This is a genomic window from Lentzea sp. JNUCC 0626, from assembly GCF_043632865.1.
Lineage (GTDB): Bacteria > Actinomycetota > Actinomycetes > Mycobacteriales > Pseudonocardiaceae > Lentzea.
Genome location: NZ_CP171635.1, coordinates 1,313,037 through 1,331,839 on the forward strand (window position 1 = coordinate 1,313,037; position 18,803 = coordinate 1,331,839).

Genomic DNA, 18,803 nt, shown 5'->3' on the forward strand with positions numbered 1-18,803 from the left:
AAAGCTGTGATCATGTCTGGAACCCTGGCCCTCATCGGCAGCGGCAACGTGGGCGGCGCCATCGCCAAGCTCGCCGTGGACGCCGGCTGGAACGTCGTCCTGAGCAACTCGCGCGGGCCCGAGACGCTCGCGGAACTCGTTGCCTCGCTGGGGGAACGCGCGACGGCGGCGACTACCGAGGAAGCCGTCGCGACGGGCGATCTCGTGGTCGTCAGCGTGCCGCTGTTCGCCTACCGGGACCTGCCCGCCGAGCAGCTGAACGGTAAGATCGTCATCGACGCGATGAACTACTACCCGCAGCGCGACGGGCAGATCGCCGAGCTGGAGAGCGGTGAACTCACCGCGTCGGGGCTGCTTCAGCGCGCGCTGCCGGGCGCGCGGGTGGTGAAGGCGTTCAACAACATCGTCTTCCGGCACCTGGCGGAGCTGCCGCGCCCGTCCGGGGCGCCGGATCGCGCCACGTTGCCGATCGCGGGTGACGACGACGCCGCCAAGGCCGAGGTGACGCGGCTGATGGACGCACTCGGCTTCGACGCGCTCGACTACGGCACCCTGGCGGAGAGCTGGCGCAGCGAACGCGACATGCCCGCGTACGTCGTGCCGTACCACGAGGCCGCGCCGGAAGGGCTTGACCTGCAGGAGTACGCGGGCTGGGTCTACCTGACCGCAGCCGCCGCACCCGCGTCGGCCGAGCGGATCAGCGCGTTGCTGGAGGCCGCGACCCGCCAGACGGCGCACGAGGCCGTCGACATCAGCCGGTTCTGAAGGCTACTGCCCGGCCGTCAGCACGGTGGCGGTCTCCTGCAACACCTCGACGATCTCGTCGGCCCGCAGCTGCACCTCGCCTTCGCGATCGCCGACGCCGTCGATCCGCGAGCGCAGTCGGTACCGCAGCGTGCCGTCCGGCTCGAGCCGCGCGGACAGGTCATCGGTGGTGGGGCCCCAGGACCCGAACTCCGGCGAGCGCCGGGCGATGTCGCTCTGCAGGGAGTGCACGAACTGCGGCACGTACGCGATGTTGTCGAACGGCGTCACGACAGCGCCGTCCAGCCACACCGTGCACGTGCGCAGCTGTGGTCCGAGGGGGTCCACCGGCCCGATCTCCAGCGCGAACCGCGCCCGGTCGCCGATCAGCAGGTCCGTGGCACCCCAGCGCGCGACGTCGAAGTCGAAGTCGAGCGCCGCGACCAGGTCCGTTGTGGACTGATCGAGCGTGAACGACTCGGGTACGTCCACGAATCCCAGGCGCTCCAAGGCATCGCGGTCGACAACGTCGAGGTTGCGCAGCGCGGCCACGTGCAGTCGGTCGGGTCCGGAGAGTCGGACGCCGCCCGCGTACACCTGGGCGGACCGCAGGTGTGGCGCGGAGTAATCGGCGGCACCCAGCTCGACAGCGAACGTCGCCTGGTCGCCGTACGTCTTGGCGGTTCGTGCTCCCCAGGCGTCACGCAACTCGTCGGCCAGCGCGCGGTGCTGCGCTGGATCGTCGCCGCTCAACCGCGCGAAACCCTTGTGGTTCGCGATGTCCGGTCTCGACCGCGTCAGCCCGAGCAGCCCGTTGCCGCAGTGATAGCGCACCAGGTACTCCGGGTCGAGCATGCCGCGGTGGAACGCCGCCACCGACCGCGGCGTGCTCGGCAGCGCCGCGAGTGCGATGGCCGCGGTGATCCGAACACCCCAGTGCTCGCCGCCTTCGAGCACCGCGACCACCTCGGACACGTACTCGGCGTCACCGGTCATCTCGCACAACACCTGCGCGACGCGCACCCGGAACGTGCCCTCGGCCGACGGCAGGGTGGACTTCAGCAGCGCCGCCGCGTCCGAAGGCACACGACCGGCACGTGCCAGCGCGCCCAGCGACTCGACCGCAACGTGATCACCCTCGCCGAGGCCGACACGCAGCATCCGCTCCGCCCGCTCCGGCCCGCGTTCGTGCTCTGCGACCAGCGCGTCGACGTCGGCGCCCTCGTGCCACACCAGGTACGGCTCTCCGAACACCTCTCGGCGGAACTCGTGCCACGCATCGCTCACGCGCGTGAGACTAGCGCCGCCCACGCCGACTCCGGCCCGGAACGATCAGTCCTGGGCGAGGAGTTGGCCGGAGCGCACGACGCAGCGCATCCGGGCGGGGGAGAAGTCGTACGGCATCTTGGTGAACGCCTCGTAGACGCTCATCTGGACGTCGTGCTCCTCGTCGTCGTCGGTCTCGAAGAGTTCGTCCTCGACCGCGTCCAGCCCGGCCGCCACGAGCGCCCGTTCCACGGCTTTGAGGTGGGCGTACCGCAGTTGGGCCAGCTCCTCCACGCGCGGGTCGTCGGGGTCGACGCCGTCGTCGAGGGACTCCTCGGCCGCGTCGAGGCGGTCTTCCTCCGCCCGCAGTTCCGGGTGCGTGGCCAGCACGATCACCGAGCCGGCCTGGATCGCGGCGGCGATCGGGCCGAAGATCCGTTCCGTCACCATCAGGGCGTCCACATCGGACTGCCGCACCGCGCCGGGCGGCAGGTGGGCGAGCCGGTCCGTGACGAGGTCCGACAGCAACCCCAGCGGGCTGCCCACGGCGCGCAGGCGTCGCACGGCCGTGAGCTGGCGACGGATCTCGACCTCTTGTGCGGCCAAGGTTTCCTCGAGGCGGCGCAGGTTCTCGTCGACATCCTGCGCGTCGTCGAACGCGGCCCGCACGTCGTCGAGCCCCACACCCGCCTCGGCCATCCTGCGGATCCACAACAGCCGGATCATGTCGTCGTAGCCGTAGCGGCGACGGCCGTCCGCGCCCCGTTCCGGCTCCCGGAGCAGGCCGATCTGGTGGTAGTGGCGGATGGCCCGCGGGGTCGTCCCGGCGAACGCGGCGGCGTCACCGATCTTGACCTGGCGGGGCGACGTGAACGAGAGGTGCATCGGTGCCTTCCGGGCTGGGGTGCCTTCAAGGACAGCACATGCCGTTACGTCAGCTGCAACTCTCAGCCTGCCCGGCGTGCCGCGGCCACGAGGTCGGCGGGCAGGCCGGGACCGGCGCAGGCGAGCGCGATCAGCATCTGCCGGTAGCCGGGGTTCTGCAGCAGCGGCGCCACTTCGACGAGCGCGCACAGGTCGTCGGGCGAGCCGGCGAGCCGCGTCCGGTAGGCGGCCGCGGCCGCGCGCAGGGTGGGCTCGGACGGCTCGTGCGCCAGGCCCTGCTCGGCCTCGCGGACCGCGGCGGCGAAGTCGCCTTATGCGGCGTGCAGGTCGGCCAGGTCGAGGTGCAGGGACCAGTTGGCGGGGTCGAGGGCGACGGCCCGTTCGAACGCGGCCGCCGCCTGGTCCAGATCGCCGAGTTTGCGCCAGGTGCCCGCCCGGACGACCTCCGTCATCATGGACCGCTCCACGGTGTCCGCCTGGTCGCACAACGCGAACGACTCGTCGACGGCGCCGAACCACGGCCGCAGCCGCTCCCGCATCGCATCGCTGTCGAGGTCGCGGCCACCGTCCAAGGTGCGCAGCGCGGCCTCGGCGAACGCGTCGGCGCTCACCACGCCGAGAAACCGCTCGTCGCTGAACCACGGGGCCGAGGCCCACGCGATGTCGGACCGCACCCCGGTGACCGAGCCGAGCATCATCGCCGCGGCGTCCACGTCACCCTCGAGGAAGCTGACGTACGACTGCGCCACCGCCTCCCGCAGCGCGTTGACCTGCAGGACCTCGGCGAGGTCCGCCGGTCTGTCCCGCCGCCACTCGGCCACGATCGCGTAGGGCTCCGGGTTCTCGGGCTCCGCGGCGACCGTACGTCCAGATCAGAGCGTGGTGGAGCAGGCTCCACCACGAGAACGCCCCCTGACTGCACTGACGCGCACAAGATCGATTCCTAGTGTTCCAGCCATGACCTCAACCCCTGCGGCCCCCGCCAAGAACCGTTGGCAGGCAACGGTTCAGCGCTTCCCGCTGATCACGTTCTTCACCCTCGCCAACGGCATCAGCTGGCTCGCCTGGCTGCCTTACATCCTGTCGCTGGACGGGTTCGGCGTGCTGCACTTCCGCTACCCGGACCTGCTGATGGGCAACCAGCTCACCGCGATCCTGCCCGGCGCGTACCTCGGCCCGCTGACCGCGGCGTTCACCGTCACCGCCATCACCGAGGGCAGGGAGGGTCTGCGACGGTGGCGCAGGAGGCTCTTCCAGTTCCGCGCCGGCGTGGGCTGGTACGCGTTCGCGCTGTTCGCCGTGCCCGTGGCGGTCCTGCTCGGCACGATGGCGGCGACCGACGCCGAAGGCCTCCGCACCCCCTCGCTGATGGTGCTGGCGATCTACGTGCCGATGCTGGTGCTCCAGTTCTTCACGACGGGTCTGGCGGAGGAACCGGGCTGGCGCGACTTCGCCCTCAGCCGCCTCCAGCAACGGCACCAGCCGATGGTCGCCACGCTCGTGCTCGGCGTTCTGTGGATCATCTGGCACCTGCCGCTGTTCCTCACGCCCTGGGGAGGCCCGGACGTCACGGCCGAGACGATCGTCCGCTTCGCCGTGATGGCGCTGGAGATGAGCTTCCTGATCACCCTCGTCTACAACAAGGGACGCCAGAGCCTGCCCCTGGTCATGCTGTTGCACTGCTCCATCAACAACTTCCAGTCCGTCGCGTTCTCGGAGTTCTTCCCGGACGCCGGTGAGGAAGCGCTGTGGGGTCCGGCGCTCGGGCTCGGTGTGCTGGCCCTCGTCGTCGTGGTGCTGACGAAGGGACGGCTCGGCTACACCGCTGCCGGGGAGCAGCGAACCGGGGTGTGACGCACCCTCCCGCGACTGCGCGCGCGGACCTAGCGTCCAGATCATGAACGACGTGAGAGCGATCCAGGACCTGCACACGCGCTGGGTGTTCGGCTGGGACCGTCGCGCCGGCGACGAGCCGTTCGACTTCGGCAGCACGTTCGGCGAGTTCTACGACCTCAGCTCACCGGACGTCCGGCTCTACGACGACTTCGACCCCGAGCACCGGGTGGCGACGACGGCCGACGGCTACGGGGCGATCTGGGAGCCGGTCTTCCGCGACGTGGTGTCCGCGCACCACGCCGTGGACGACGGCCCGCACGTCATCGCCTGCGACGACCTCGCCGCGTCCACGCTGCGCTTCGTGGCGAGGATCGTCGCACCCACCGGCACCACGGACATCCGGACGACGACCTCGCTGGTCTGGCGCCGGGCGGGGCAGGTGTGGCGGATCGTGCGCGAGCACAACTCCACCGAGGTCCTGCCGCCCGGGGACCTCGACGGCCGCTTCGCCGACAGCGGTGCCGCCGGACTGCTGCACCGCTGAGCGCGTGAACTCGATCGTGTGTGTTTGCCCGGCCGCCCCGAGGTCGACCCGGTGGGGGAACGGTGCGTTGCCGCCGCACCCGCTCGTGACGCTGAGAGGACCCGATGACTGACCGTCCCACCACGACCAACGACGCCGGTATCCCGGTGCAGAGCGATGAGCACTCGCTCACGATCGGCCCGGCGGGCCCGATCGTGTTGCAGGACCACTACCTCATCGAGCAGATGGCGCAGTTCAACCGCGAACGCGTCCCCGAACGCCAGCCGCACGCCAAGGGCAGCGGCGCGTTCGGCCGGTTCGAGGTGACGGCCGACGTCTCGCGCTTCACGAGGGCCGCGGTGTTCCAGCCCGGCACCACCACCGACGTGCTGGCGCGGTTCTCGACCGTGGCCGGTGAGCGCGGCAGCCCCGACACCTGGCGCGACCCGCGCGGGTTCGCGGTGAAGTTCTACACGTCCGAGGGCGTCTACGACATGGTCGGCAACAACACGCCGGTCTTCTTCATCAAGGACCCGATGAAGTTCCAGCACTTCATCCGCTCGCAGAAACGCCGCGCCGACAACAACCTGCGCGACCACGACATGCAGTGGGACTTCTGGTCGCTCTCGCCGGAGTCGGCGCACCAGGTCACCTGGCTGATGGGCGACCGGGGCATCCCGCGCACGTGGCGGCACATGAACGGCTACAGCTCGCACACCTACCTGTGGGTCAACGCGGCGGGCGAGAGGTTCTGGGTGAAGTACCACTTCAAGACCGACCAGGGCATCGAGTTCTTCACCCAGGACGAGGCCGACCAGATGGCCTCCGCCGACACCGACTACCACACCCGCGACCTGTTCGAGGCGATCAGCCGGGGCGACCACCCGACCTGGACCCTGCACGTCCAGCTCATGCCGTTCGCCGACGCCGAGAACTACCGCTTCAACCCGTTCGACCTGACCAAGGTCTGGCCGCACGAGGACTACCCGCTGACCGAGGTCGGCAGGCTGACCCTGGACCGCAACCCGACCGACCACCACACCGAGATCGAGCAGGCCGCGTTCGAACCGAACAACCTGGTCCCCGGCATCGACGCCAGCCCGGACCGCATGCTGCTCGGCAGGCTCTTCGCCTACGCCGACGCCCACCGCTACCGCATCGGCGCCAACTACAAGCAACTCCCGGTCAACGCCTCGAAATCGCCCGTCCACAGCTACAGCAAGGACGGCGCGATGCGCTACACGAACGTCTCCGACCCGGTGTACGCCCCGAACTCGAAGGGCGGCCCCCAGGCCAACGCCGAGCAGTACGGCCCCACCGCCACCTGGGCCGCGGAAGGCGACCTGGTGCGCACCGCCTACGTCGCCCACGCGGAGGACGACGACTGGGGTCAGGCCCGGACGATGGTCCGCCACGTGCTGGACGACGCCGCACGGGGCCGGCTGGTCGACAACGTCGTCGGGCACCTGCTCAACGGGGTCTCCGAGCCGGTGCTGGCGCGTGCTTTCGAGTACTGGCGCAACGTCGACGAGGAGATCGGCAAGCAGGTCGAGGAAGGCGTGCGGGCGAAGCAGGACGAGACGGACCCGAAGGCGGAGGAGCAGGGGAACCCGGCCCGGTCGAGCATGCAGCACAAGGCCTGACCACCACGAGCAGGGTGCCCAGCGGGATCTCTCGTCCGCTGGGCACCCGCATCACGTCACGGACGAAGATCGGCCGCCTCCTCCAGGAACGTGTCGAGCACACCGTCGCCCAGCTTCACCTTCCCGTCGAACCGGGTCGTCGAGGGGACGTCCTCGGCACGCCGCACCAGCGCGGCCGTCTCCGCGAACCTGTCGGCCGCAGCCTCGTCGTCACCGTCCACACGGGACGCCAGGCCGTTCAGCGCGGTGAGCAGCGCCTCGGACCACAGGGCGCTCGCCCTGAGCCACGGGTCGGTGTCGCGGGCGAAGCCGTCGTCGGTGATGTTGGTGCGGATCAGCTGGGGTGCGCGGTCGAGCACCTCGGCGTAGTCCCAGAGCGCGTCGATCGCCTCGTGGTGGTCGCCGTTGCGCCAGGTGGTGCGGAACGCGGCGATCCTGCGGGCCAGTTCCGGGGCCTGGTCCAGCCAGGACTCGCCCGGCTCGTCGAGCACCGGGGCGAGGTGGTTGAGGTCGAAGAACGCCTGCAGTGACGCGACCGTGGCGGTGTCGCCGCCGCCGAGCCACTCCGCGTACTGGCGGACGCTGCGCTGCGGGTCGAACGCCGCCGAGTTCCAGGTGAAGTCGGCCACGCCGAAGACGGTGACCTTGCTGGCGTAGGGGAGGTTCATCGGGTTCGCGGTGATGCCGGTGAGGTGGGCGTCGATGCCCGCCTTGCGCTCGGCGTACGGGCCCAGCAGCAGGCGGCCTGCCGCCGTGTCGTAGTCGTTGCACGGGTAGTTGTCCCACACCAGCGGTTTGCGGCCCCACACGCGTTCGGCGTCGGCGGCCTCGAACACCTCGATGGACGTCGGCGTCACGCCGACTCCGGTCCACATCATCACGACGCGCTCGTCGAGACCGGCGCGGTACGTGCTCTTGTACGGGGAGTCGTCGGTGTCCCAGTACTCCGCGGGCACGGTCTGCAGCGCGGCGACACCGGGCAGGGTGGGCAGGAACTCGCGCTGCACCCTGTTGAGCAGGTCGACCTGGGCCTGGGCGATGTGCTGGTCGGAGACGGCGCCGTACTTCTGCTGGTCGGCCGTGCAGTTCCACTTGTCCTGCAGGTCGTCGAGCGGCAACGAGAACGACCGCACGCCGATGTCGTACAGGGACTTGTACTTCGCGGTCAGGGCCGTGTAGTCGGCGGCGCCGCTGTAGCAAATGGACAGTCCCGGCGCGAGCGCGTAAGTGAACTTCACGTGGTTTTGCGCCGCGCTGGCAACGAGTTCGGCGAGCTCGGCGCGGCGGGCGGCCGGGTAGAGCTGCTTCCAGTTGTCGCGGTGGTACGGGTCGTCCTTGGGGGCGTAGATGAACGAGTTGAACTTCACCCGCCCGTAGAACTCCATCTGGTCCATCTCGTCGTCGTGCGACCACATGTCGCCGTACGAGCCCTCGACGACGCCGCGCACCTTCATCGTCGGGTGGTCGGTGATCTGCACCGACGGCACCCGCGACGGACCCATGAGCTGCCACAACGTCTGCGCGCCGTGGTAGGTGCCGTCGGTGTCCGCGCCACCGAGCACGATCTTGCCGGGAGAGACCGACAGGAAGTACCCCTCAGCCGGTACACCGGACGGCAGCGTGACGCCGGACGACCGGATGTTGTTGCCGCCCAACGCTCCCAGTCGAACCACGAACGACGCGGGCCGCTCGTTGCCGTACTCGACGACCGCGACGTCCTGCACCCCGCCGTCGTGCAGCGTGTCGACGACGACCTGCCTGGTCGCGGCGTCGGCGCCGGAGTCGGCGACCACGAGCACGTCGTCGGGCAGCGGCACGTCCGCGCCGGTGCTCTGGATCTGTTGTGGCGCGGGCCAGACTGACGGGATCGGCGCGGCCTGCGCGGTGAGCGGAACGGTCAGTGAAGAAGCCACCACCACAGCGGCGGCTACGGCCTTTGCACGCATCTCATACCCCCAGAAGGCGGAAGTGTAGAGGGGGCGGGCGCCTGTGGCACCCGCCCCCGGACGAAAATCAGCTGACCGTCTGGACCGAGCTGCGGTCCGCGCCGATCTGGAAGTCCCGCACCGAGTCGGGGTTGATCGAGACCCACTCGGCGTCGAGGCCGCCCTCCTTCACCAGGAGACTCGCCGACTCGTTCTGGTTCTGCTGGACCGCGATGCGCTCGCCGTCGAGCTGGAACGCGAACGCCTGCTGGTCCAGCAGCAGCTCCGACGGGGCGTCGAGGTCGCCCTCCTGCACCCACAGGGCGAGGACGCGGTGGCCCCGGTCCGTCCGGTACCCGATCCGGGTGCCTTCGAGCTGGAACTCCACGACGTCGCTGTCGACGGTCACCCAGCCGGGCTCCAGGTCGCCCTCCTTGACCAGGAGGTCACCCGACACGGTCTGCGCGCCCAGCCGGTCGCCGTTCAGCTGGTAGCGGCGGATGTCGTGCTCCTGGAACACCGACGGCGCGTCCAGGTCACCTTCCTGCGCCCACAGGTCGTTGCCCTCGGTGTAGGCGATGCGGGTGCCGTGCAACTGGAAGCTCGACACGCCGGCCGCGATCTCCACCCAGCCGGGGCCGAGGTCGCCTTCCTTGACCAGCAACTTGTCGTCGGTCGTCTGCACGCCGATGCGGTCACCGGACAGCTGGAACGACTTGACCGACGCGTCCTGCTTCACCAGCTCCGACCCGAGTTCACCCTCGGACACGTAGAGGTCGTTGCCCTCGGTGAACGCGATCCGGTCGCCGTCGAGGTCGAAGTCCGTCACGGAGTCGGGGTTGACGGTGTGCCAGCCGGGGCCGAGGTCGCCCTCCTTGACCAGCAGCGCGCCGTCGTTGGTCAGCACGCCGACCCGGTTGCCGTTCATCTCGTACTTCTGGACGTCGCCCTCCTGGAACCCGCCGCCCGCGCCCAGTTCGCCGTCCCTGGCGTAGAGCGAGCCGTCGGTCTCCGTGTAGGCGATGCGGTCGGCACCTGCGGCCGGACCGCTCGACGTGCTGCCTTCGAACAGGCGGACCGCGCCGTAGTAGTCGCCGTGCGTGCTCGCGGGCATGACCCGGACGTGGCCGCCGGAGAACGGGGCCTCGATGATCCAGCCGTCGCCCAGGTACATCGTGACGTGGTGCAGGTTGCCGGGCGAGGTGCCGTAGAGGAGCAGGTCACCGGGCAGCAACGGGTCGTAGCCGTCCGACGCCATGAACCTGTCGACCGCGCGGGACGACTGCCACTGGGTCGTGGTGATGCCGTTGATGATGTCCTCGTCGACGGCGAGGGCGTAGGCGTAGCGGACGAAGCCGGAGCAGTCGAGTCCCTTGACGTTGCAGTCGTTGGGCGCGCCGTTGGCGGGGTCGCAGTAGCCGTAGGAGGGGCCGGGGTCGCGTCCGTGCCCGCCTCCCCACGAATACGGGGTGCCGAGCTGGTCGCACGCCCTGTCGACGGCGTCCTGGGCCTCCTGCGCGGCGCCCGGTGCCAGCGCGCCGCACTCGGGAGCGGCGGTGGCGGTGCCGGCGAAGGCGAGGTTGAGACCGGCGGATCCGGAGATCATCGCCAGTGCCAGCACGAGTCTGGTGAGTTTCGACTTGAACATTTCCGTTGTCCCCCAGCAGTGGTCAGTATCGGTTGCAGGTGATGTGGCCGTCGGGCAGTTCGCCGCCGTTGAAGTAGCGCAGCGCGGCCTTGAAGTCGTTGCAGCGCTGTTCGTCCTCGCCTGGGGCGGTGGCGTAGCCGATCATGCGGCCGACCCCGCCCATGTCCAGGTCGTCGGCGTACGAGTTGGTCGCGGCGCGGGCGACGGTCCAGTACCACCGGGCGATGTCCGCGCTGTACTCGAGCGAGGCCGCGGCCTCGGGGTCGGCGACGAAGTCGTGGCCGAGGTAGTCGCCGGCGCTGCGGTAGTTGGCCACGCCCGTCAGCTGGATGTAGCCACGGCCCTTGTAGGTCGCGGTCTGGCCGCCCTCGCCGGCGTTGTAGCGGAAGCCGCTCTCCTGGTGCAGGGTCGCGACGAACGCCGCGATGCGCGCCGGGTTGTTGATCTCACCCTCGTCCATGGCCGCGTTGAGGCTCTCCAGGCCCTCCTCGACGACGTCCTCCTCGCGGATGAGGCCGTAGATCTCCTTCAGGTCTTCGAGCGTCACGTAGGTGTCGCCCGCACCCCGCTTCGGTGCCATGAGCAGTTGCACGCCGGTGGCGGAGTCCTCGTCCGCGACGAACCAGCCGGGTTCGAGGTCGGCCTCCTTGACCAGCAGCTCGCCGTCCTTCACCACGGCCAGCCGGTCGCCGTCCAGGTCGAACGCGTCGATGTCGGTCTCCTGCACGGTCGACTCGGCGTCGAGCTCGCCCTCCTGGGCCCACAGGTCGCCGTCCTCGACGTAGCCGATCCGGTCGCCGTCGAGCAGGAAGTCCGTGGCCGACGGGGTGATCTGCGCCCAGCCGGGTTCGAGGTCTCCGCCCTTGACCAGCAGTTCGCCGTCGGTCTTCAGCACGCCGACGCGGTCGCCCTCGAGCTGGAACTTCTTGACGCCGGTCTCCTGGTCGATGGACGGGGCGTCGAGCTCGCCCTCCTGCGCCCAGAGGTGGTCGCCCTCGGTGTAGGCGACGCGGTCGTCCTCCAGCTGGAAGTCGGTGACGCCGTTGCCGCTGATCTCGATCCAGCCGGGGCCGAGGTCGCCCTCCTTGACCAGCAGCTTGCCGTCCGGGGTGAGCACGCCGATCCGGTCGCCGTCGATCTGGAACTTCTTGACCTTCGCGTCCTGGTGCACGAGCTCGCCGCCGAGGTCGCCCTCGGTGACGTAGAGGTCCTCGCCCTCGGTGAACGCGATGCGGCCGTCGCGGATCTGGAAGTCGGTGACCGAGTCGGGGTTGACGGTGAACCAGCCCGGCGCCAGGTCGCCCTGCTTGACCAGCAACGAGCCGTCGGTCTTGAGCACCGCGATCCGGTCGCTGTCGAGCTGGAACTTCTTGACACCGCGTTCCTGCTCGACCCAGTCGGCGTCCATCTCGCCCTCCTTCACGAAGAGGACGTCGCCTTCGAGCACGGCGATCCGGTCGGCCTGACCGGTGGCCGCGACCGCCTGGGGCGGCGTGACCAGGAGGCTCGTGCCGACGGCTGCCGCCAGGACGGCGAGCGCCGATCTGCGCAGGCTGGACTTCATGACTTCGCTCCGTTCGGGGTGGGAGAGCTGATGCCGCAGAGCCTGCGCAGTGCCGATGCCGGGGCGGTGACTTCGCCTTGACGCGTGACGTCAACTGCGCGCTCGACCACGCTCAGTGGCCGTACGATCACGGACCTTGGGGGTGGATTTCGCCAATGGAGTTCCGGCTGCTGGGTCCGCTGGAGGTGCTGCGGGACGGTGTCGAGGTGACCGTTCCGTCGGCCAAACAGCGGGTCGTGCTCGCGACGTTGCTGCTCAGGGCGAACCAGGTGGTGACGCTCGACGAGCTGATCGACCGGTTGTGGGAGGGCGACACGCCGACAGGGCCGAGAGGCACGGCGCAGGCGTACGTCATGCGGCTGCGCAAGGTGCTCGGCGACGACGCGGCGGCGATCGAGACCGTCGAGAACGGCTACCGGCTGCGGGTCTCGCCGGACCAGCTCGACCTGGCCCGGTTCCGCGACGAGCTGCGGCAGGCCGAGGGGGACGCCGAGGCGGCGCACCTGCGGGCCGCGCTCGCGTTGTGGCGGGGCAGGCCCCTGGGCAACGTGCCGTCCGGGACGATCCAGCGCGAGGACGTGCCGTGGCTGGACGAGCAACGGCTCCAGGCGCTGGAACGCCGCGTGCAGCTCGACGTGGACGGCGGCGGCCACAACGAGGCGATCACCGAGCTGCGGACGCTGACCGCGGAACACCCGATGCGCGAACGGTTCTGGGCGCAGCTGATGCTCGCGCTGTTCCGCGCGGGCAGGCAGGCCGACGCGCTCGACGCTCATCGCAGGCTGACCAGGTGGCTGGCCGACGAACTGGGCGTCGACCCCGGTGAGGAGGTGCGGCGCCTGCACCTGGCGATCCTCGGCAACGACCCGTCGCTGCACCTCGCGCCCGCCCCCGCGGCCGCGCCGGTCGTCGTCGCGCGGCAGTCGAGCCCGTTGCCGCCGGACACCGCGGACTTCGTCGGCAGGACCGCCGAGATCACCCGCGTGACCGAACTGCTGCGCCCGCACCCGCAGCGCGCCGCGCCGAGGTACGTGGTGCTGTCCGGTTCTCCGGGGGTCGGCAAGACCGCGCTGGCCGTGCACATCGCCCACCAGCTGCGGGAGGAGTACCCGGACGGCGTGCTGCACGTGAACCTGCGGGGCCACTCGCACCAGGCGCCGTTGACGACGACGCGCGCGCTCACGCAGTTGCTGCGCGGTCTGGGCACCCGGCCGGAGCAGGTGCCGCTCGACGAGGACGACCAGGTCGAGCTGTGCGCGTCGTTGCTCGCCGGCACGCGCAGGCTGATCGTGCTGGACAACGCGCTGAGCTCCGACCAGGTCCGCCCGCTGCTGCCGCACGAACCCGGCTGCGCGGTCCTGGTGACGAGCCGCAACGACCTGCGCGGCCTGATCGCGCTGCAGGGTGCCCGGCGGATCGCGCTGGACGCGTTGCCCGAGCCGGACGCGCTGCGGCTGATCGCGGAGATCATCGGCCAGGACCTGGCCGCGGCCGAACCCGAGGCCGTGGCGTCGCTGGTGCAACTGTGCGCGCGGCTGCCGCTGGCGTTGCGGATCGCCGGCGCCAACCTGACCGCCCGGCCCGGCACCGGGGTCGCCGAGCACGTGGCGGAGCTGCGCGAGGCGAACCGGCTCACCGCACTCGCCATCGAGGACGACTCGCAGGCTGCCGTGCGCACGGCGTTCGGGCTCTCCTACGAGACGCTCAAACCGGAGGCGCGGCACCTGTTCCGGACGCTCGGCCTGGTGCCCGGCCCCGACTTCACGCCCGAGGCCGCCGCCGCGCTCACCGACGAACCGGGAGACCTGGCGACCAAGCTGCTCGGCGGCCTCGCCACGGCGAGCCTCGTGCAGGCGCAGGCGGGCAGGCGCTTCCAGTTCCACGACCTGCTGCGGCTCTACGCCCGCGAACGCGCCGAGCTGGAGGACCCGGTCGAGCACCGGGACAAGGCGCTGGCCAGGTTGTTCGACCACTACCTCGGGCGGGCGGCAGGCGCGGCGACGTTGCTCAACCCCGCGCAGCCGTTGCTGCCGTGCGCCGTGCCCGTGCATCGGTTCGCCGGGCACGCCGAGGCGGTGGAGTGGCTGAGCGCGGAGCGGGCGAACGTGATCGCCGCGATCGAGTTCGCCGCCGCGCACGAGGGTCTGCGCCCGGCGGCCTGGCAGCTGGCCGACGCGGTCACCGGCTACCTGCACACGCACCGGCACGACAGCGATCTGCTGGCCGTCGCGACGGTGGCGCTGGCGGCGGCTCGGCACGGGAACCGCCCGGCCGAGGCGGCGATGCTGCGCGCGCTCGGTGTCCTGCACTGGAGCGTCGGCGAGTACCGGAAGGCCGTCGACCACCTGCGTCCCGCGCTGGAGCTGCACCGCGAGCTCGACGATCAGGCAGGGGCGGGAGCGGCGCTGACCGTGCTCGGCGCGGTGCACCTGGAGGACGGCAGGCTGACCGAGGCCGTCCGGTGTCTGACCGAGGCCGCGCGCCTGAACGAACCCGCCGGGGGCGCGACGGCCAGGGTGCGGCTCGGCATCGCGTTGCTGGAGATGGGCGACCCGAGCACCGCCCGCACCCGGCTCGAGGAGGCGCTCACCGCGGCCACCCGGCTGGGGCTCGTGCACACCGAGGCCATCGCGCTCAACACGCTCGGGGCCGTGCACCTGCGGCTGGGCGCGTTCGACGAGGCGATCGAGTGCCACGAGGCCGCGCTGGAGCGGTACCGGGCGCTCGGGTCGCGGCACGACCAGGTCGAGGTGCTGCAGAACCTGGCCGCCGTGCACCGCGACGCGCGCCGGTTCGACGACGCGGTTTCCTACGCGGGGCGGGCGCTGGAGCTGGCGCGCGAGACGGGCAACGTGCGGTTCGAGGCGGACACGCTGAACACCCTGGCCACCGCGCACAGCGGTCTGGGGCGGTTCGATGTCGCGTTGCGCGGTCACACCGAGGCGCTCGAACTGTCCCGTCGCGCCGGGTACCGGCAGGGCGAGGTCGCGTCGTTGATCGGCCTCGCGGCGGCCAGGACCGGGCTGGGCAGAGCCGAGTCCGCGACCATCGACGCCTGGCAGGCCGCCGACCTGGCCCGCACCACGAACCTGGCGTTGCGGGAGGCGCAGGCGCTGACCGTGCTGGCGCAGGCCGAGGTGGAGACGGGCCGGTACGCCGACGCGTCCGCGCACGCCACCCGGGCGTTGACCATGCACACCAAGGCGGGCAACCGGCTCGGCCGGGCACGCACCCACCGCGTCCTGGGTTCGCTGGCGCTGCGGCAGGACGACCCGGCAGGCGCGACCGAGCACCTGACGGAGGCGTTGCGCCTGCACGAGGCGTTGCACACCGGCGAGGCCGACGAGATCAGGGAGCTGATCGGCACGCTGGACTGAACGGCGTCATCCCCGAGTCAACGAGCCGTCAACGCCGGAGGTGAGTCTTCTGCCATGGCCGGAATCAGCAGACGAAACATCCTCAGGGGCGGCATGCTCGCGGCGACAGCACTCTTCACCACCCGCCTCGCCGGCACCTCCGCCGCCCGCGCGGCCGAGGCACCCCTCGCCGTCGCGTACAACGAACTGGAGCTCACCGGGGACCTCCGCCAGTTCCCGAGCTGGTGGATGGGCGGCTACGGCTGGAACCCGCGGGGCTGCGCCGGTCCCGGTGACATCGCCCGCCACCTCAAGGCGCACTGCATGGTCATCCACGACAACGGCGTGCCGAACGTGTTGCTGCGGCTGGACATCATCAGCATCCCGCGCGACGTGCACCAGGAGATCCGCCGGCGCGTGGTCGACGAGGAGGGGCTGGTCGCCGCCGAGGACTTCATGATCGTCACGAGCCACACCCACAACGGCCTGTTCGTCGGCGACACCCATCCCGACCCGGTGCTGGTGCTGGGCGTGAACGACGCGGACGTCGACGCGATCAACGGCACGACGTTCGTGCTGATGGACATGCTCGTCGAACTCGTCCGCAGGACCGTGCAGGAGACCCCGATCCCCGCCACCCTCTGGTACGACGAGGGCTACGAGGAGATCGGCTTCAACCGGGCCGGCCTGGACCACGTGATGACCGACGTCCCGGTGCTGCTGGCCCGCAACGCCGACGACGGCACCCCGCTCGCGGTGCTCTTCGGCTACGCGTGCCACCCGGTCGCCCGCCCGCGCGACGAGAAGATCGACAGCGACTACGCGGGCCTCGCCGCAGACCTGATCGCCGACCGCCTCGGCATCATGGCGCTGTACTTCCAGGGCTGCGCCGGCGACCAGAACCCGGCCGAGGGCGTCACCCTCGCCGACGCCGGCCGCAAGATCGCCGACACCGTCGTGGAGGTGATCGAGCGCGATCAGTTCACCCAGGTCACCGGGCCGTTCCAGAACGCGATGACCGAGGTGGAGCTTCTGTTCAACCGCGACCTGACCGACCCGGACGAGGTGGCCGCCCTGGCCGAGCGCTACGAGGCCAGGCTGGCCGCGCCCGGCACCCAGGAGCAGGCCAAGAGGCACGCCCGGCTGGTCCTCGACCAGATCGAGAACGACACGCTCCCGACGTCGATCCCGATGCCGATCCAGCGCTGGCGCCTCGGCGGCCTCACCATCCTCGGCCTGAGCCACGAGGTCCTGAGCACCTACCACGTGCTGCTCAAGGACGTGGCCGCCGACCTGGGCCTGGGCCACCTGTGGATCATGGCCTACGTCGGCGAGACCCAGTGCTACGTCGGCGCCGACGACGCGCTGCGGGCGGGCGGGTACGAGGTGGGCTGGGAGAACGGGGAGGACGACATCGTCAAGCACGACGGCGCCAGCGTCTCGTACGGCTGGCCGCTGCCGTTGCGCTACTCGCCCGACGGCGTCGACCCTGCCGCACCGGACAGCGCCGAGGGCATCGTGATGAAGGCGTGCACGGAGTTGTTGCGACCCTGAGCGCCGGTCACCTGGGGTGGCGGACCCCGGCGTAGAGCACCGTGCCCCCGGCGAACGCGGCGGCGAGCCCCGCCCAGCCGCGCTGGTTCGCGGCCAGCACCGCCGCGTCCTGCTCGGCGCTTCCGGCCGTGGTGCCGGTCAGCAACGGCAACGCGAAGAGCAGCGCCCCGCCCAGGAGCGCGATGGTTGCCACCACGACCGCCCACGCCGGCAGCGTCGGGTTCCGGAGGTTGAACCCGCCTCTGGTCAGGAAGACCGCGGCCGCCATGAGGGCCAGGGAGATCACGGTCAGCACGAGGTTGGCGGAGCGGGGCAGCAGTGGGCTGCCGGTGGCGAACCCCGACGCGATGACGACGGCGTCGAGGGCGACCACCACGAGCGCGGCCCACTGCAGAGGCACCAATCTCATGCCTGCACACCCTAGGGACGTCCAGGCGGGTGCGGATCCGCCTCTGGCACCAGGTCAGTTCCGCCGGTCGGGCGGCACGTACTCGAACGTCGGTCCCGCCGTCGCCGTGCCGTCCGCCAGCGGCATCATCATCAACGCCTGGGCCTGCGCCTTCACCTGGTACATCGCTCCCACCGTGGCGCCGAGCTTCGCGGGCTCGCCGTCGAAGACCTCCTCCAGTTGCTGGAGAAGGCGGCAGTAGGTGACGTTGAACCGTTCCTGGGCCACTCGGATCTCGCTGCCCTCCGGGTGGTCGCTCGTGCGCGGGTCGGGACGCATGGGCATGACCGACTCGAAGTCGACCGCGATCGCCGCGCCGGTCGGGCCGGACTGCGGCGTGTCCCCGGCCTGGTAGCGGCGGCCGTGCTTGAGTTCCTGGAACCGGTAGTAGTGCGCGACCTCCTCCCGTTCGGGGTGGAAGACGTCGCGGTCGCCGTCCCAGACGTCGGTGCGCGCGGCGCCCTCGCCCTGCTCGGTGATCTCGGTGAGCGCGACCAGCGCGGACTTCAGGTCGTGCACCGGGACGACCGCGCCACCGCCGCCCCGCAGGTGGAACTCGCCGACCTGGCGGGCCGGGTCGCCGCTGAAGACGGCCTCCTCGCCCAGTTCGTCGCACAACCGGCGAATGCCCGCCTCGACGGCGGCGTAGAACTGCCCGATCGTCTCGTACGCGTCGGCTTCCGGTGGCGCGCTGACCGACGCGGGCTGTTCGATCCGCAGGAACGACTCCAGCGCGTCCGGTCCGAACGGCGCCAGGTGCACCTGGAACGACCCGTCGCTGTGCGGCAACGGATGCGGGTAGGCCGGCAGCAGGTCGGGGGAGTCGAGCTTCGGCGTGCCACCGACCGCGTTGAGCAGGTTCGCCGCCAGCGCCAGGTGCAGCATCTCCTCGGCGAGCACGCTGCCCACGACCTGCACGGCCTCGGCGTTGCGTCCCGGGTCGAGCGAGTACAGCGCGCACAGGTACGGCGGGATGGTCGCGTGCTCCAGTTCGACCGCCCACTGCAGGTGGCGGCGGAGGTCCTCAACGGACTCGATCCTGGTGGGAGGCCTCAGTTCCACCACCACCCGGTACGAGGCGGGCTCGGAGGCGATGTGCAGGCCGGACTCGTCGAACAGACGCCGCAGCGACGCGCGCCAGGCCGGGTTGCCGACGGCCTCGTCCAGTTCGCTGCCCGATCTCCACTCCGCGACGTGGACGAACCGCGCGTCCGGCCCGTCGCCGAGGGGCGCGTGCAGGCGGGAGCGCACGAAGCCGGGCTGGGCCGACATGATCCGCGCGTTCTCCTGGTACGCCTCGACGAACCGCGTGGCCTCGGCGGCCGGCACGGTGTAGTTCTTGATCACGACGACCGGCTCGTTCGTGCCGGTGGCCGACTCCAGGGATTGGCTCACGTTCAGGAAGACAGGA

14 protein-coding genes are annotated in these 18,803 nt (G+C 70.7%); 6 read left to right on the plus strand and 8 right to left on the minus strand.

Translation table 11 applies throughout. The annotated features are described in order from the left end of the window. The first annotated feature begins 12 nt into the window (after positions 1-12). Positions 13-765: an NADPH-dependent F420 reductase gene (locus JNUCC0626_RS06005; RefSeq protein WP_394618654.1), complete on the plus strand. Its 753-nt coding sequence runs from the start codon at positions 13-15 to the stop codon at positions 763-765. A gap of 3 nt (positions 766-768) precedes the next feature. Here JNUCC0626_RS06005 and JNUCC0626_RS06010 read toward each other — a convergent pair whose 3' ends face one another. From JNUCC0626_RS06010 to JNUCC0626_RS06020, 3 genes are all read right to left on the minus strand, one after another. Continuing rightward, entirely contained in the window at positions 769-2,031 is a 1,263-nt protein-coding gene (locus JNUCC0626_RS06010) for a hypothetical protein (RefSeq protein ID WP_394618655.1), read from the minus strand. 45 nt (positions 2,032-2,076) lie between these two features. Beyond that, positions 2,077-2,895, minus strand: coding sequence for a MerR family transcriptional regulator (locus tag JNUCC0626_RS06015; protein WP_394618656.1), 819 nt, complete (start codon positions 2,893-2,895; stop codon positions 2,077-2,079). A gap of 311 nt (positions 2,896-3,206) precedes the next feature. After that, positions 3,207-3,716, minus strand: a complete 510-nt coding sequence (locus tag JNUCC0626_RS06020) for a hypothetical protein (protein ID WP_394618657.1) — start codon at positions 3,714-3,716, stop codon at positions 3,207-3,209. Positions 3,717-3,852: 136 nt separating this feature from the next. Here JNUCC0626_RS06020 and JNUCC0626_RS06025 point away from each other — a divergent pair, with 136 nt between their 5' ends. From JNUCC0626_RS06025 to JNUCC0626_RS06035, 3 genes are all read left to right on the plus strand, one after another. Next, positions 3,853-4,749 carry a CPBP family intramembrane glutamic endopeptidase gene (locus JNUCC0626_RS06025; protein WP_394618658.1) on the plus strand — a complete coding sequence of 299 codons (897 nt, stop codon included), beginning with the start codon at positions 3,853-3,855 and terminating at the stop codon, positions 4,747-4,749. A 43-nt stretch (positions 4,750-4,792) separates the two neighbouring features. Then, complete coding sequence (locus JNUCC0626_RS06030; RefSeq protein WP_394618659.1) at positions 4,793-5,275, plus strand: nuclear transport factor 2 family protein; 483 nt, start codon at positions 4,793-4,795, stop codon at positions 5,273-5,275. Positions 5,276-5,379: 104 nt separating this feature from the next. Further along, entirely contained in the window at positions 5,380-6,897 is a 1,518-nt protein-coding gene (locus tag JNUCC0626_RS06035; protein ID WP_394618660.1) for a catalase, read from the plus strand. A gap of 56 nt (positions 6,898-6,953) precedes the next feature. Here JNUCC0626_RS06035 and JNUCC0626_RS06040 read toward each other — a convergent pair whose 3' ends face one another. From JNUCC0626_RS06040 to JNUCC0626_RS06050, 3 genes are all read right to left on the minus strand, one after another. Then, positions 6,954-8,843: a beta-N-acetylglucosaminidase domain-containing protein gene (locus JNUCC0626_RS06040; protein ID WP_394618661.1), complete on the minus strand. Its 1,890-nt coding sequence runs from the start codon at positions 8,841-8,843 to the stop codon at positions 6,954-6,956. 67 nt (positions 8,844-8,910) lie between these two features. After that, a complete protein-coding gene (locus JNUCC0626_RS06045) occupies positions 8,911-10,470 on the minus strand; it encodes a C40 family peptidase (RefSeq protein WP_394618662.1) in 1,560 nt (519 codons plus the stop codon). 22 nt (positions 10,471-10,492) lie between these two features. Further along, positions 10,493-12,034, minus strand: coding sequence for a glycoside hydrolase family 19 protein (locus tag JNUCC0626_RS06050; protein WP_394618663.1), 1,542 nt, complete (start codon positions 12,032-12,034; stop codon positions 10,493-10,495). A gap of 155 nt (positions 12,035-12,189) precedes the next feature. On the opposite strand from JNUCC0626_RS06050, the gene JNUCC0626_RS06055 reads away from it, so the two are divergent. Then, positions 12,190-15,411, plus strand: coding sequence for an AfsR/SARP family transcriptional regulator (locus JNUCC0626_RS06055; RefSeq protein ID WP_394618664.1), 3,222 nt, complete (start codon positions 12,190-12,192; stop codon positions 15,409-15,411). Between the two features lie 54 nt (positions 15,412-15,465). Further along, positions 15,466-16,944: a hypothetical protein gene (locus JNUCC0626_RS06060; RefSeq protein WP_394618665.1), complete on the plus strand. Its 1,479-nt coding sequence runs from the start codon at positions 15,466-15,468 to the stop codon at positions 16,942-16,944. 7 nt (positions 16,945-16,951) lie between these two features. Here JNUCC0626_RS06060 and JNUCC0626_RS06065 read toward each other — a convergent pair whose 3' ends face one another. Next, positions 16,952-17,353 carry a hypothetical protein gene (locus JNUCC0626_RS06065; protein ID WP_394618666.1) on the minus strand — a complete coding sequence of 134 codons (402 nt, stop codon included), beginning with the start codon at positions 17,351-17,353 and terminating at the stop codon, positions 16,952-16,954. Positions 17,354-17,407: 54 nt separating this feature from the next. Then, positions 17,408-18,787 (minus strand): ferritin-like domain-containing protein, encoded by a 1,380-nt coding sequence (locus tag JNUCC0626_RS06070; protein WP_394618667.1) that lies wholly within the window; start codon positions 18,785-18,787, stop codon positions 17,408-17,410. Positions 18,788-18,803: the final 16 nt, after the last annotated feature.